Origin of the sequence: Pannonibacter carbonis, from assembly GCF_003012935.1 — a bacterium.
GTDB classification, from domain to species: Bacteria; Pseudomonadota; Alphaproteobacteria; order Rhizobiales; family Stappiaceae; genus Pannonibacter; species Pannonibacter carbonis.
Genome location: NZ_PUDR01000001.1, coordinates 349118 through 363599, shown reverse-complemented (window position 1 = coordinate 363599; position 14482 = coordinate 349118). Strand labels below are relative to the sequence as shown.

General features: G+C 62.4%; 10 protein-coding genes. 7 read left to right on the top strand and 3 right to left on the bottom strand.

Annotation, left to right across the window (positions count from 1 at the left end; all coding sequences use genetic code 11):
- Positions 1-7: 7 nt before the first annotated feature.
- Positions 8-1381 carry a cache domain-containing protein gene (locus tag C8348_RS01635; RefSeq protein ID WP_106751511.1) on the bottom strand — a complete coding sequence of 458 codons (1374 nt, stop codon included), beginning with the start codon at positions 1379-1381 and terminating at the stop codon, positions 8-10.
- Between the two features lie 200 nt (positions 1382-1581).
- On the opposite strand from C8348_RS01635, the gene C8348_RS01630 reads away from it, so the two are divergent.
- From C8348_RS01630 to C8348_RS01610, 5 genes are all read left to right on the top strand, one after another.
- Positions 1582-2682 carry a TRAP transporter substrate-binding protein gene (locus C8348_RS01630; protein ID WP_106751510.1) on the top strand — a complete coding sequence of 367 codons (1101 nt, stop codon included), beginning with the start codon at positions 1582-1584 and terminating at the stop codon, positions 2680-2682.
- A 90-nt stretch (positions 2683-2772) separates the two neighbouring features.
- The gene (locus C8348_RS01625) at positions 2773-3780 is read left to right on the top strand and encodes a TRAP transporter small permease subunit (RefSeq protein WP_106751509.1); all 1008 of its coding nucleotides are present in this window, start codon (positions 2773-2775) and stop codon (positions 3778-3780) included.
- A gap of 19 nt (positions 3781-3799) precedes the next feature.
- Positions 3800-6466 (top strand): TRAP transporter large permease, encoded by a 2667-nt coding sequence (locus C8348_RS01620; protein ID WP_106751508.1) that lies wholly within the window; start codon positions 3800-3802, stop codon positions 6464-6466.
- An 81-nt stretch (positions 6467-6547) separates the two neighbouring features.
- Positions 6548-7081 (top strand): TRAP transporter small permease subunit, encoded by a 534-nt coding sequence (locus C8348_RS01615; RefSeq protein ID WP_106751507.1) that lies wholly within the window; start codon positions 6548-6550, stop codon positions 7079-7081.
- A 10-nt stretch (positions 7082-7091) separates the two neighbouring features.
- Positions 7092-8669 (top strand): TRAP transporter large permease, encoded by a 1578-nt coding sequence (locus tag C8348_RS01610; RefSeq protein WP_106751506.1) that lies wholly within the window; start codon positions 7092-7094, stop codon positions 8667-8669.
- Positions 8670-8675: 6 nt separating this feature from the next.
- Here C8348_RS01610 and C8348_RS01605 read toward each other — a convergent pair whose 3' ends face one another.
- Together C8348_RS01605 and C8348_RS01600 are read right to left on the bottom strand one after the other, a co-directional pair.
- The gene (locus C8348_RS01605) at positions 8676-9389 is read right to left on the bottom strand and encodes a response regulator transcription factor (protein ID WP_106751505.1); all 714 of its coding nucleotides are present in this window, start codon (positions 9387-9389) and stop codon (positions 8676-8678) included.
- 26 nt (positions 9390-9415) lie between these two features.
- Entirely contained in the window at positions 9416-11359 is a 1944-nt protein-coding gene (locus C8348_RS01600; RefSeq protein ID WP_106751504.1) for a PAS-domain containing protein, read from the bottom strand.
- Between the two features lie 309 nt (positions 11360-11668).
- On the opposite strand from C8348_RS01600, the gene C8348_RS01595 reads away from it, so the two are divergent.
- Positions 11669-13651: an AMP-binding protein gene (locus C8348_RS01595; RefSeq protein WP_106751503.1), complete on the top strand. Its 1983-nt coding sequence runs from the start codon at positions 11669-11671 to the stop codon at positions 13649-13651.
- Positions 13648-14478, top strand: a complete 831-nt coding sequence (locus C8348_RS01590) for an ABC transporter ATP-binding protein (RefSeq protein WP_106751502.1) — start codon at positions 13648-13650, stop codon at positions 14476-14478. The genes C8348_RS01595 and C8348_RS01590 overlap by 4 nt, the downstream gene beginning before the upstream one ends.
- Positions 14479-14482 lie beyond the last annotated feature (4 nt).

Genomic DNA, 14482 nt, shown 5'->3' with positions numbered 1-14482 from the left:
CCCGGTATCAGGCAGCCGTTTCAGCCAGGACGTCATCTGCAGGTCCAAGCGGCATCGACACCCGGATCAAGGTTCCGCGCAATGGCATGCGCGACATCGTCATCGTGCCGCCATGGGTCTCGATCCGCTCCAGCATGTTGCGGATGCCAAGACCACCGCCGGCATTGACAGGGAGGATGATGCCGACTCCATCGTCTTCTATCGTCAGCGACAGGGTCTCGATGCCGGCCTTCAGGTTGATGGTCACTTCTTCGGCCCGGGCGTGGCGGGCGACATTGGTCAGCGCCTCCTGCACCACCCGGTACAGCGCCGTCTTGGCCTTGTCGCTCAGCCGTCTTCGGCACCGATCGGCCGAAATCCGTACCTTGATGCCGGATTGCGCCTCAAAATCCTTGGCAAGGCTGACGAGGGCGGCCGACAGGCCCATGTCGTCCAGGACACTTGGCCGCAGGTCCTTCGAGATGCGCCGGACTTCGGAGATCGCGTCATCGAGGATGCGCAGGCAGCGTTCCGCCTGCTGTTGCAGCAGCACCTGGGATCCGGCGCGGGAATGGATCATCTCGATGCCATAGCGCACGGAAACGAGCAGTTGGGAGATGCTGTCATGCAGCTCGCTCGAAACGCGCTTGCGCTCCTGTTCCTGCACATCGACGATACGGTTGGTTAGGTCCTTCAGCTTGCTGTCAGCAAATTTCTGCTCGGAGAAACTGACCGTCGCCACAGCCGTGAGGCTCAGCAGGATGGCGATCATGGTGATGAGAAAGATCACGAGCAGGGTCTGGCGCACATTTGCGGTAAAGTCGGCCCGCACCATCGCCACTTCGCTGGCGATGTCGTCGATGTAGACGCCTGTTCCCAGCATCCAGCCCCATTTTTCCAGCATGACGGCGTAGCCCAGCTTCTCCGCATCGCCGCTGGCGCTGGGCTTGTTCCAGACATAGCGGTGGAAGGCTCCGCCCGCTTCTGCCGCGGCCATCAGGTTGCGGATGACATAGTCGCCTTCCGGGTCCTGCAGGTCCCACCACTTCTTGCCAATCAGATGCGGCAGCTTCGGATGCACCAGGTTGGTGCCGTCGCGGCTGTAGACGAAGAAATAGCCATCATCGCCAAAACTGATCTCGGTCAGCAGGCGCTTGACCTCACCCTGCGCGGCCTCACGTCCATCGGGTTCCTCGTCGATCTGGCCCTTGATTGAGGTCAGCACCAGTTCGACAATGTTCTGGATTTCCTGACGCTTGGAGGCGAGAATCCGCTCCTCGACCGCTCGCGTCTGCTCCTCGATCAGGCGCGAAGCTTGCAGAAATGTGATGCCGCCGATCAACAGGGACAACGCCACCAGTGGCAGGACCGTGATCAGGAACAGTTTTGTCTTGAATGGCACGTCTTGCCCTCGTTCTCTTGCCGTTCCTTGCGATACTGAGGCGTCTAACGCAGCATTTTATGCGCAGTTTCCGTACTACTACTGAGAGACTGCGCAGAAACACGACTAGCGCCTCCATCCAATGATCACCTAGACACAAGTGCTGATCGGTGCAACTGTTGGCCCCGATGTTTCAAGGTCCATATCTGGGAGGATAAAGCATGGATCGTCGTTCGTTTATCAAGACTGCTGGCCTTGGCGCTGGTGGTGCCGTCGCTGCGACTGCTCTCGCAGCTCCGGCCATCGCGCAGTCGACCACCGACATGGTGATCGTGTCGACCTGGCCGCGTGACATGCCGGGCCTCGGCATTTCCGCACAGCGTCTTGCAGCCCGCATTGAAGCCCTGACCGAAGGTCGCATCAAGGTTCAGTACTTCGCCGCCGGCGAACGTGTTGGCGCTTTTGACGCTTTCGACGAAGTGGCCTCGGGCAATGCACAGGCCTATATCGGTGCCGACTACTACTGGAAGGGCAAGCACCCGGCCTGGTCGTATTTCACCGCCGTTCCGTTCGGCCTGACCTACGCCGAGATCGATGCCTGGATCAAGGTTGGTGGTGGCCAGCAGCTCTGGGACGAGCTGGCTGACGGCTTCGGCCTCAAGAACTTCAACGCCGGCAACACCGGCGTGCAGATGGGCGGCTGGTTCAACAAGGAAATCGAGACCGCTGACGACCTCAAGGGTCTGAAGATGCGTATCCCGGGCCTCGGCGGTGACGTCATGGCCAAGCTGGGCGCGTCTCCGGTTGCTCTGCCGGGTGGCCAGATCTACGAAAACCTCGTGTCTGGCGCCGTTGATGCCACCGAGTGGGTTGGTCCGTGGAACGACTACTTCATGAAGTTCTACGAAGCTGCCAAGTACTACTACTACCCGGGCATGCATGAGCCGGGCTCGATGCTGGCGCTGGGCTGCAACAAGGCCTGGTTCTCCAAGCTGTCGAAGATCGACCAGATGATCATCGAAGCCGCCTGTAACGAAGAGAACGCCTTCTCCATGGCTGAAGCCAACGGCTTCAACGGTGCTTACCTCGACAAGCTCATCAACGAGCATGGCGTGGTGCTGAAGCAGTTCTCCGACGAAGTCTATGACGCCTTCGGTGACGCGGCAGCTGCCGTGTTCGAGGAAACCATCCAGCACTCCGACCTTGCCAAGCGCACCCACGAAAGCTTCGTCAAGGCGCGTTCGGAAGTGGGTCGCTGGATGCTGCTCGCTGACACCGGCTACACCGTCCAGCGCAACCGCGTTCTGGGCATCAAGGTCTGATGCGCTGCAACGGCGTTTGATCTGACCGGGGACGGGGGGAACCCCCGTCCCCTTCTTGGTTGTAACGGTGAATAGACGAGGCGCTCGACGATGACGTCCTTGAATCCGGTTCAAGGCGCCGCAACTGATGATGTGCGCGCGCTGGAAACCCGAACCGGTGGTGTTCTTGCCATCCGGCTGTTCGGTTGGATCAATCTGGCAGTGATGGCTGCCTTCCTGATCAACAATTACCTTACCTATTGGCTGGGTTTTCCTGGGCCGGGAACCGGATCTGTGGCTGCCCAGATGCAACTCGGCCTGTATGCCGTGCTGGGGCTTCTGGCCGTTGCCTATGTGCTGCGTCCCGGCGCGCCTGGGCTGCGGCCTGACAGTGAGCGCATCAGCAACTTCAATGCCTTTCTCATCCGTTGGGCATTCTGGTCGGTGGTTATTGTCGGCGTTGTCGATACAACGATTTCTTTCCTGCGGGTCGAGGGGATGCTTGAGGCGCTGCTTGGCAGCCAGCTGACATCCGATCTTGGGCGACCGCAGTTCCGCGGGGGCTATGTCCACATGCCCTTGATCGCATTCTCGATCCTTCTTGCGGCAGTGACCCGCACTCTCGGCTTCTTCTGGTTGGCGCTGCTGGTTGTGGTGTCGCAGCTTCTGATCGTTCTTGGACGCTTCGTGTTCTCCTATGAACAGGCGTTCCTGTCGGATCTGGTGCGGTTCTGGTATGCGGCACTGTTCCTGTTCGCCTCGGCCTACACCCTGCTTGAAGAAGGCCATGTGCGCGTCGACGTGCTCTATGCCAGCTTCGGTCAGAGCGCGAAGGGCTTTGCCAATGCCTTCGGCGCCATCGCCTTCGGCATGGTGTTCTGCTGGACCATTCTCTATTTCGGTCTCGGATCAAAGCAGTCGATCATCAACAGCCCCATGCTTGCCTATGAAACGACCCAGGCCGGTTTCGGCTTGTACGTGAAGTATCTGATGGCAGGCTTCCTCGGCGTCTTTGCCGTAACCATGATGATCCAGTTCGTCAGTTATCTGTTTGCCGCTGTCGCGGACATGCGCGGCGAACCTGGTGGCCGTGACCTGTCCGGCTCCATCAAGCACTGACCCAGCAGGATTTGCACCCATGGAACTGTTTTTCCTTCTTCTGCTGATCGTCCTGATGGCTGCAGCGCTCGGCTCCGGTTTCCCGGTGGCCTTTGCCCTGCCGGGGTCGGCGATCATTGCAATCGGTCTTGCCGCAGGTTCTGGTTATCTGTTTGCGGGCAATGTCGATGCTTATTTTGCTCATGGCGGTCCGACCCAGTGGCTTAGCGCGGGTGTAACCAACTTCCGCGGCATTTATTGGGAAGCGGAACGAGATACGCTCATCGCCATCCCGCTGTTCATCTTCATGGGCATCATGCTGCAGCGGTCGAAGATTGCTGAAGACCTTCTGATCACGATGGCCCGCCTGTTCGGTCCGGTTCCGGGTGGCCTGGGCATCTCGGTTATTCTCGTCGGTGCCTTGCTGGCGGCCACCACTGGCATTGTTGGTGCCACCGTCGTGGCCATGGGCCTGATCTCGCTGCCGGCGATGATGCGCAATAATTACTCCGTGCCACTGGCCACGGGCACGATTGCCGCTTCCGGCACGCTCGGACAGATCATTCCGCCGTCTATCGTTCTGATTATTCTGGCGGATCAGCTCTCGTCGAGCGTCGATCAGGCCGGCAATATTCGGCAGGCTTTGTACCGCGAGGCCAATGGGGCAGGCCAGATGCCCTCGGACCTTGCCATCGCCTCGACCAGCGCGGGCGAATTGTTCCTTGGCGCAATCCTGCCCGGCCTGCTGCTCGTTGGGCTTTATGTGCTGTTCATGCTCGGCTTTGCGCTTATCAACCCCAAGGCGGCTCCGGCTGTGCGGGGCCAGGGCAAGATGGACCGGCAGTTCCTGTTCCAGGTGTTCATCACGCTTGTTCCGCCGCTTGCACTGATCGTTCTGGTGCTTGGCTCGATCATGGCGGGTGTCGCCACCGTGAACCAGGCCGGTGCCGTCGGTGCCATTGGCGCCATGGTCATGGCCGGCTACCGGTTGCAGGACGGCAAGGGCAAGGGCGTCTACACGCCGGCGATCATTGCAATCCTGGCGCTGCTTGGCATTGCGGTGGCCGTCAGCTTCTATGACACGAACATCAAGCGTGTGATGTCTGGTGGTGATTTCACCGGCGTGATCCTTGCTGCGATTGCCGTGCTGACGCTCGTGTTTGCCATCATCTGGAGTGGCTGGCGCACGATGGTGACGGACAACACGCTGCGCGAGGTGATGATCGAGACCGCCAAGGGCTCCTGCCTGGTGTTCATCATCCTGATCGGCGCGGCCATGTTGACATCTGCCTTCCGCGCCTTTGGTGGTGAGGATCTGGTCAAGGACTTCCTGCAAGGCCTGCCAGGCGGGTTCTGGGCCCAGTTCTTCATGGTCATGCTGGTGATCTTCATCCTCGGCTTCTTCCTCGACTTCATCGAGATTGCCGTGGTGGTGGTGCCGATTGTTGCGCCGATCCTGCTGGCGGATCCGTCGGCCAACGTTACTGCCGTCTGGCTGGGCGTGATGTTCGGGCTCAATCTGCAGACGTCGTTCCTCACCCCGCCGTTTGGCTTTGCGTTGTTCTACCTGCGCGGCGTTGCGCCGGCTGTTGTGAAGACGGTCCAGATCTACAAGGGGGTGTTGGCCTTTATCGGCATTCAGCTCCTGGCTCTGGCAATCGTCGGCTTCAATCCCCAGATCGTGAACTATCTGCCGAACCGGTCTTCCCTTCTCTCGGAAACCGCGCCGCCACCAAAAAACCCGCGTCTGCAGTATTGCATCGAGACTTACACCAGTCAGCAATTCCGCCAGCGTGGAACGGAGATTGCCGGCGCTATCAGCCGCATGCAGGGTGTGGACATCGGTTATCTTCCGGCTGATCTGCAGAAGGAACTTCAGTCTGGTTTGCAGAATGCCGAGAAGGCAATCCCGCAGATGGCCGAGATAGATGCCGCTGTTGCCGCGGTCGGGCAGGCGGCGGTCAGCTATCGTCCGTTGCTTGTCCAGGTGCGTGCGATCGAGCGCGATGCGCGCAAGATTGAACGGGAAATCAAGGACCTCGAGGTTGTTGTCACCCGCGCAGGGCCGACCGGCATCTATTCCGCCGAGCGCGGAGAGGAAGCAAAGCAGGAGATCCTCGAACTGCAGGCCACGCTGGATGCCATGCGGGCAGGGATTCCGGCATCCTGGGACCAGGTGCACACGGATTTCGCCAAGGTGCAGGACGCGGAGAACAAGGCCCGCACGGCCTACCGCCGTCTGGCTGACAATGCGGCGGAGCCGGTCATCAAGGTAACCGGGGTGCTGCAGGCCGCTCCGGCCCTGCAGGAGATGGAAGCGAAGTTCACCGCCTTGCAGGACGCGATCCTGTCCAAGCCCCTTGCCGAAGTTCTTGACCAGATCGACCTGTTGCGCAGCGACGTTTCGGCTCTCGACGGCACGGCAGAGATCCGCAAGGGTCTCAATGAGGCACGCAAGATCATGCGTTCCACTGCCCCGGATGCCCAGGCGGCTGTCGCCGAACTGGACAAGTCCATCGCCGAGCTGAAGCAAGATCTGGTCTGGCGCCAGCGCGGCTTTGACGAGTTGCTGCCGCAGATCACGGCCTATCAGGCGGCGACGAACGGGACGATCGGCCTGCGCCAGTTGCCGCGTCTGCCACGTGAGGTGGCTCTGGCTCTGGCGCCCTGTCTGTCCAACCATCGGGATGTTTCTCTGAACTTCTGATGCTGAGCACTTGACCTGATGGCGGCGGGCGGGACTGATGGTCTCCCCGCCGCCTGTCGTTTGACCGAAGGATCGCCATTCATGCTGAGGGTCGCACGCGCCCTGTCGGGCCTCAACCAGGCCGTTGGCCAGTCCGTATCCTGGCTGATGCTGGCCATCGTGCTGGTGCAGTTCGCCGTCGTGATCCTGCGCTATATCTTCGGCACCGGTTCGATCTGGGTGCAGGAAGCCATTGTCTACATGTTTGGCTTCCTGTTCCTTCTGTCCGCAGGCTATGCCTTGGCACTTGATGGCCATGTCCGGGTCGACGTCTTTTACCGGGATGCCGCACCGCGCACCAAGGCACTCGTCGACCTGGTCGGCGCCATCCTGTTTCTCCTGCCCATGTGCGCCGTGATCTTTTGGTACTCCTGGCCCTTCGTGCAGATGTCCTGGATGATCGGTGAGGGCTCGCGCGAAACGTCGGGCCTGCCGGCGCTCTATGTGCTGAAGGCCGCAATCCTTCTCTATGCCGGGCTGTTGGCGCTGCAGGGGATTGCGCTCCTTTTGCGCTGCCTAGCCGCGCTGACTGGCAACCGCGAAGCGCTCGCCTCCTTCCCCTCGCACAAGAACTGAGCCCGTCCCGATGGATCTTGTTGCCTTTCTCGACGTGCTGATGTTCGCCGCTGCCGTCGCCTGCCTGATGGCCGGTTTCCCGGTTGCCTTCACGCTGGCCGGTGTCGCCTTGGTGTTTGCCCTGCTGGGGTCATTCGCCGGCGCGTCGCTGTCGCTTGGTGCCATTCCTTTGCGCATCTTCGGCATCATGACCAACGAGACGCTGCTGGCCGTGCCGCTGTTCGTCTTCATGGGCGTGATGCTGGAACGCTCGCGCGTCGCCGAGGACCTGCTGGAGACCATGGCCAAGCTTTTCGGCAAGATGCCGGGTGGCCTTGGTCTCTCCGTCTTTCTTGTGGGCGGGCTGCTGGCAGCGTCCACTGGCATCGTCGGCGCGACGGTGGTGACGATGGGGCTCCTGTCCCTGCCGGTGATGCTGCGCAACGGCTACAATCCGCGTCTGGCCACCGGCTCCATCGCCGCTTCCGGCACGCTCGGCCAGATCATTCCGCCGTCCATCGTTCTTGTGTTTCTGGCTGACCAACTCTCCAACGCCTATCAGACGGCGCAGCGGTCGCTTGGCAACTGGTCGCCGGATCCGTTTTCCGTTGGTGATCTCTTTGCCGCCGCCCTGTTCCCCGGGCTCGGCCTCGTCGGCCTCTATATCCTCTACCAGCTGGCGATTGCTTTCCTGCGTCCGCAGGACGCGCCGCCGATCAAGATGGCGGAAGGCGAGCGGGTGCCGCTGTCGGATGTGGTGCGGGTGCTGGTGCCGCCGCTGGTGCTCATCGTTGCCGTGCTCGGCTCGATCCTTGGCGGGGTGGCCACCCCGACGGAAGCGGCGGCCGTTGGCGCAATCGGGGCTGCGCTGCTGGCGGCCCAGCGGGCGGATGCTCTCCGCCCCTGGCCGGTCTATGTCGCGGCGCTGTGTCTGCTTGCAGCCCTTGGTCTGTCACGCCTGTTCGACCTGCGCGTGGCCCGTCTTGAAATCCCTACTGCGGACTGGGTTGCCATCGCGGCTGCAGCCGCCTTGACACTCGCGGGGGCAGCCGCTCTGCTGGTGTGCCTGTTCCGGGTCAAGCGCGGCGGCATCCTGTCGGATGTGCTGCGTTCCTCGACGCAGATCACCGCAATGGTCTTCACCATCATGATCGGCGCGACTTTCTTCTCGCTGGTGTTCCGGGATCTTGGCGGCGACGAGCTGGTCCATTCGCTGCTGAAGGACCTGCCGGGTGGTGCCGTCGGTGCGATCCTGGTGGTCATGCTGGTGATGTTTGTGATGGGCTTCTTTCTCGACTTTCTCGAGATCGTCTTCATTGTCGTGCCGCTGGTTGCACCCGTCCTGCTGCAACTGCCCATGCCGGATGGCTCGCCGATGCATCCGGCCTGGCTCGGCGTGATGATGGCGGTGAACCTGCAAACATCTTTCCTGACGCCGCCCTTCGGCTTTGCCCTGTTCTACCTGCGCGGCGTTGCCCCGCCTGAGGTCAAGAGCTCGGATATTTACCGGGGCGTGATCCCCTTCGTCCTGATGCAGATCGCCATGCTGACGATCCTGTGGTTCTTCCCCGCGCTTGCCACCTGGCTGCCGAAGGCGATCTACGGCTGAGCGGCCTCAGCTCCAGTCGACAGCCGAGGTCAGCATGTAGCCGGAGCCATAGATGGTCCGGATCAGCGGCGTGCCGCCTTCGCCTGAGAGCTTCTTGCGCAGGCGCGACACCCGCACGTCAATGGAACGGTCGAGGCTCTCATCGCGGCCGCCATGTTCCAGCAGGTAATCCCGCGACAGCACCCGCTTGGGCGCCTTGAGCAGCGCCTCCAGAAGCGTGGCCTCCCCGGTGGACAGAAAGCTCTCCTCGCCATCCGGGCTGAGCAGCCGGTGCGAAGACGGGTCGAAGACATGGCCGGAGAACCGGGCCACGCGGACGGCATCCACGGGCTTTGGCCGGTCAGCCGCGCGGCGCAGCACCGAGCGAAGTCTCGCCACCACCTCACGCGGGTCGAACGGCTTGACAACATAGTCATCCGCCCCCAGTTCCAGCCCCATCACCCTATCGGACGAATGGCTGCGCGCGGACAGGACCAGGATCGGCACGAAGGTCCGGCGGCGGATCTCGTTGATCAGCACCATGCCCTCCATGTCGGGCAGGCCGAGATCGATCAGGCAGGCTTCCGGCACCTGCCGGTCCAGCGCTTTCAGCATCTCGTCGGCACGGGCAAAACTCTCGGTCCGGAAGCCGAATTGCGCCAGCGTGTCGGCCAGCAGCGCACAGATTGCCGCCTCGTCATCGACGACATAGACCAGTCCGATCATGGGGGGGGCGACCATTGGGGTTCCGCTCGCGGGGGACTGGCTCATGGGGTCATGATGGCTTTCAGGGTTTCCGCCAGCCGCCGGCTGTCGAAGGGCTTGGCGATGACCGGGAACGCGGTGTCTGCGCCGGTTTCGCCGGTGTCGGCGTAGCCGGTCATCAGGGCGATGCCGATGTCCGGCCGTGCTGCCCGCACCGTCCGTGCCAGCGCCAGTCCGTTCATCTGGCCGGGCATGACGATGTCACTCAGCATGGCGCGGATCTCGCTCACGTCCCGGGCGAGCTCGATGGCATCTGCAGCGCCTTCGGCGTTCAGCGCCGTGTAGCCGAGATCCTCGATCTGCCGCGCAACGGTCTCGGCCACCGCCGGGTCATCCTCCACCAGCAGCACCAGTTCCCCGGCACCGAGCGGCAGTGGGCCTTGCGCATCGCTCTGCTGCGCAAATGCCTCAACCTTATCCAGCCGCGCCGGCAACAGCAGGATCACCGATGTCCCTTCGCCGGGCGCCGATTCGATCCGCACCGAGCCCCGAGCCTGTTTCGCCAGCCCATACACCATGGACAGACCCAGGCCCGAGCCCGTCCCGAAGGGTTTGGTTGTGAAAAACGGCTCGAACACCCGCATGCGCGTGTTGTCATCCATGCCAAGGCCGGTATCGCGTACCACGATGCGGGCATAGGTGCCCGGTGTCACGCCGGCACTGGCTGCGTGTTTCGGCGTCAATGTCTGCAGCGTCAGGCTGACGTCGATGTCGCCGCCATCGGGCAGGGCATCGCGGGCATTGAAGACGAGGTTCACCAGCGCGGTTTCAAGCTGAGAGGGATCCAGCCGTGCCGTCAGTGTCTCGGTGCAGGGCACAAAGGTCAGGCGGATAGTGGCTGGCAGGGATCCGGCCAGCAGGGTTGCGGTGTTTGCCAGCACGGTGTTGAGCGACGTCTCGACGAGATCCTGCGCCTTGCCACGGCTGAAGGCCAGCAGGCGGCGTGTCAGGTCGGCGCCGCGTTGCGCGGCCTGCAGCATGGGCGCCAGATGCGCCTCCACGTCCTCGGCCGACACGGCGTTTCCCTTGCGTTTCAGGCTGAGCAGGTTGCCCATCAGGATGGCGAGAAGATTGTTGAAGTCATGCGCCAGTCCGCCGGTCAGCTGGCCAACCGCATCCATGCGCTGTGATTGTACCAGCGCTGCCTCCGAGCGCTTCTGGTCGCTCGCGTCGAGCGACAGGACGAAGATGCCCAGCGTGCGCCCGTCTGTGGTCATGTCCGGGATCAGGGTTGACCGCATATAGGCAAGTTCGCCGTCCGGCTTGGCGCGGCTGTACTCGTAGGACACCGCATTACCTTCGAAGGCCCATTCGATATAGGGGCGGATCTCGGCATAAAGCTCGGGTCCCAGAACCTCCGCTGGCGACCGTCCGGTGATCGAGGCGACGGACTGCCCGAACCAGTCGGCATAGCGGCGGTTGGCAAAACGGAACACCGGGCCCGAGCCGACATAGGCAATTAGCGCCGGCACATTGTCGGTGACCAGCCGCAGCCAGTCTTCGCTCTGGCGCAGCGCCCGCGTGCGTTCCTCCACGGTGCGTTCCAGCTTTTCCTGGCGTCGCCGCTCGGCGGTGATGTCCGTATAGGTGGTGACAAAGCCCCCTTGCGGCAGCGGTGTGCCGCTGACGGCTATGATCTGGCCGTTGGGCCGCATTCGCTCGAAGTAATGCGGTTCGAATTTCGCCGCCCGCTCCAGCCGCCGCTGGATCTTGCCCTCGATATCGCCGGGGCCGTACTCGCCGCGCTGTGCATTGACGCGCAGAAATGCTTCCAGATGCGTGCCACGTTGCGCCAGGGCTTGCGGCAGGTCGAGCATTTCGTAAAGACCGCGGTTCCAGGCCGCCAGCCGCAGGTCGGCGTCGAAAACCGAAAACCCCTGACTGACATGGTCAAGGGCCGCCTGCATCAGGTCAATCAGGGCTTGCTGGGACGAGGGCTCGCTCATCCTTTGACTTTAGGCAAGGCCGACCCGTTGCGCCAGTCACCCAAGCGGCGGACTGGGCGAGGATCCAGCCTTGGTTTCCCCTGCCGTGATGCTGCCCTGCAACAGAGAGACAGGGTAAACGAAACATTTCGTCACAATCTGCACATACTGGCGAAATCTGCCTGGCCTAGCGTCGGACCTGCGTCTGGAAGCGGCCCGCAACAAGCCCTCCCTCGAAATGGGGGCTGTACAGCGGGGAGGAGCCGTCGTTCCATGACGTCATAAGCGCGACTCCGATAAACGGGGCGCACATCAAGGGTGGAACACGCTATGGCAAGGCTGGCCAACGTCGCGGGAGGCGACGTGGACACCTTCCCGAAGATTCTCCTGCGCAATGCGCGGGATCTCGGGGAGCGGACCGCAATGCGGGAAAAGGACTACGGCATCTGGCAAAGCTGGACCTGGGCCGGAGTTCTTGAAGAAACCCGCGCCTTTTCCCTCGGGCTTCGTCAACTCGGGCTCACTGCGGGCGACAAGGTCGCCATTGTCGGTGCCAACCGGCCGCATCTCTACTGGTCGATGGTCGCCGCGCAGGCGCTGGGGGCCATCCCGGTGCCGGTTTACGCAGACTCGGTCGCTGAAGAGATGTCCTACGTCCTCAGCCATGCCGAAGTGCGCTTTGCCATCGTCGAGGATCAGGAACAGGTCGACAAGCTCCTGTCGATGGAGGACCTGACCAGCCTCAAGCACATCGTCTATGACGAGCCGCGCGGCCTGCGCGATTACGATCACACCCATCTCAGCCATTTTCCCGCCGTCCAGGACATGGGCCGCGCCGTTCTCGCCAAGGACGCGGGTGCCGCCGCCGCCTGGGAAAACGGCTTTGCCGCCCAAAAGGGCTCGGACATCGCGGTGATGCTCTACACCTCGGGCACCACCGGCCGGCCGAAGGGCGTCATGCTGTCCTTCGACAATCTCGTCATCTCGGCCCGCAACGGCAATGAATTCGACCGGCTCGACGAGACCGAGGAAGTGCTCGCCTACCTGCCGATGGCCTGGATCGGTGATCACGTCTTCTCCCTCGCCCAGGCCTATACCGCCGGCTATTGCGTCAACTGCCCGGAGAGCCTCGAGACTGTCGATCTCGACCGTCTCGAGATCGCGCCGACCTATTTCTTCGCCCCACCGCGCGTCTTCGAAAGCATGCTGACCCGCATCCTGGTCCGCATGGAGGATGCCAGCCGCCTGAAGAAGAAGATGTTCGACTTCTTCATGGACGTCGCCCGCCGCTCTGGCGAAAAGATCCTCAACGGCGAGAACGTGCCCTTCACCGACCGGCTGCTCTACAGCCTCGGCGAGATCATGGTCTACGGTCCGCTGAAGAACCGCATCGGCTTCACCCGGCTCAAGGTCGGCTACACGGCCGGCGAGGCCATCGGGCCGGAAATCTTCCGCTTCTACCGTTCGCTCGGGCTCAACCTGAAGCAGCTCTACGGCCAGACGGAGGCCAGCGTCTACATCACGCTGCAGCCCGACGGCGAGATCTATGGCGACACGGTCGGCAAGCCGGCACCGCAGGTCGAGCTGAAGATCGCCGACAATGGCGAGGTTCTGTACCGCTCACCGGGCGTCTTCGTCGCTTATTACAAGAACGAGGAAGCGACCCGTGCGACCAAGACCGAAGACGGCTGGGTGCTGACCGGCGACGCCGGCTTCATCGCGGACAATGGCCACCTCAAGATCATCGACCGCGCCAAGGACGTCGGCAAGCTCAATGACGGCGCGCTGTTCGCGCCGAAATACATCGAGAACAAGCTGAAGTTCTTCCCCAACATCAAGGAGGCGGTGGCCTTCGGCAACGGGCAGGACTTTGCCACCGTCTTCATCAACATCGATCTGACCTCCGTCGGAAGCTGGGCCGAGCGCAACAACGTCAACTACGCCTCCTACCAGGAGCTGGCGGCCAATCCGGACGTCTATGCCATGATCCAGGATCACGTCGATCAGGTGAACCGGGATCTTGCCGGTGAGCCGATGATGGCCGGATCGCAGATCCGCCGCTTCCTGATCCTGCACAAGGAACTGGATGCCGATGATGGCGAGCTGACGCGCACGCAGAAGGTTCGCCGCTCCTTCATTGCCGACCGCTACGCCCCGCTGATCGAGGCGCTCTACGACGGCTCCACCTCACGTCATGTGCGCACCGAAGTGACCTTCGAGGACGGCCGCACCGGCATCATCGAGGGCACGGTGGAAATCCGCGACCTGACACCGCACGCGCCGCGACACCAGCTCCAGGAGGCCGCCGAATGAATGCCGTGACCGCAGCCAAGGTCGTTCCGGCCCAGCCCGTCGCCGCGCCTGAGCCCGAGCGCGAGGTGCTCTTGAAAGTCGACAACGTCTCGCTGTCCTTTGGCGGCGTGAAGGCGATCACCAACATCTCCTTCGACATCCGCAAGGGCGAGATCCGGGCGATCATCGGTCCGAATGGCGCCGGCAAGACGTCGATGCTCAATGTCATCAACGGCTTCTACCATCCGCAGCAGGGCACCATCACCTGGCGCGGCGAGGTCCGGCGCAAGATGCGGCCCTATGAGGCCGCCAGCCAGGGCATCGCCCGCACCTTCCAGAACGTGGCGCTGTTCAAGGGCATGACGACGCTGGACAACATTATGTCCGGCCGCACCCTCAAGATGCACCGCAACTTCTTCTGGCAGGTGCTGCATTACGGCCCGGCGCGCGATGAGGAAATCGCCCACCGCCGCAAGGTCGAGGACATCATCGACTTCCTCGAGATCCAGGCGATCCGCAAGACGCCGGTCGGCAAGCTGCCCTATGGCCTGCAGAAGCGCGTCGAGCTGGGCCGGGCGTTGGCCATGGAGCCGGAGCTGCTGCTGCTGGACGAGCCGATGGCCGGCATGAACCTCGAGGAAAAAGAGGACATGAGCCGCTTCATCATCGACGTGAACCAGGAGTTCGGCACCACCATCGCCCTCATCGAGCATGACATGGGCGTCGTGATGGATCTCTCCGACCGCGTCGTCGTGCTCGACTACGGCAAGAAGATCGCAGACGGCGCTCCAGCCGAAGTCCAGGCCAGTCAGGAAGTCATCGACGCCTATCTCGGCGTGTCGCATTAAGGGG

Bases quoted from the DNA above. Each gene is read 5' to 3' on its own strand.
- C8348_RS01625 (WP_106751509.1), top strand. From the start codon at position 2,773: ATGACGTCCTTGAATCCGGTTCAAGGCGCCGCAACTGATGATGTGCGC.
- C8348_RS01595 (WP_106751503.1), top strand. From the start codon at position 11,669: ATGGCAAGGCTGGCCAACGTCGCGGGAGGCGACGTGGACACCTTCCCG.
- C8348_RS01605 (WP_106751505.1), bottom strand. From the start codon at position 9,389: ATGGTCGCCCCCCCCATGATCGGACTGGTCTATGTCGTCGATGACGAG.
- C8348_RS01620 (WP_106751508.1), top strand. From the start codon at position 3,800: ATGGAACTGTTTTTCCTTCTTCTGCTGATCGTCCTGATGGCTGCAGCG.
- C8348_RS01590 (WP_106751502.1), top strand. From the start codon at position 13,648: ATGAATGCCGTGACCGCAGCCAAGGTCGTTCCGGCCCAGCCCGTCGCC.
- C8348_RS01610 (WP_106751506.1), top strand. From the start codon at position 7,092: ATGGATCTTGTTGCCTTTCTCGACGTGCTGATGTTCGCCGCTGCCGTC.
- C8348_RS01630 (WP_106751510.1), top strand. From the start codon at position 1,582: ATGGATCGTCGTTCGTTTATCAAGACTGCTGGCCTTGGCGCTGGTGGT.
- C8348_RS01615 (WP_106751507.1), top strand. From the start codon at position 6,548: ATGCTGAGGGTCGCACGCGCCCTGTCGGGCCTCAACCAGGCCGTTGGC.
- C8348_RS01600 (WP_106751504.1), bottom strand. From the start codon at position 11,359: ATGAGCGAGCCCTCGTCCCAGCAAGCCCTGATTGACCTGATGCAGGCG.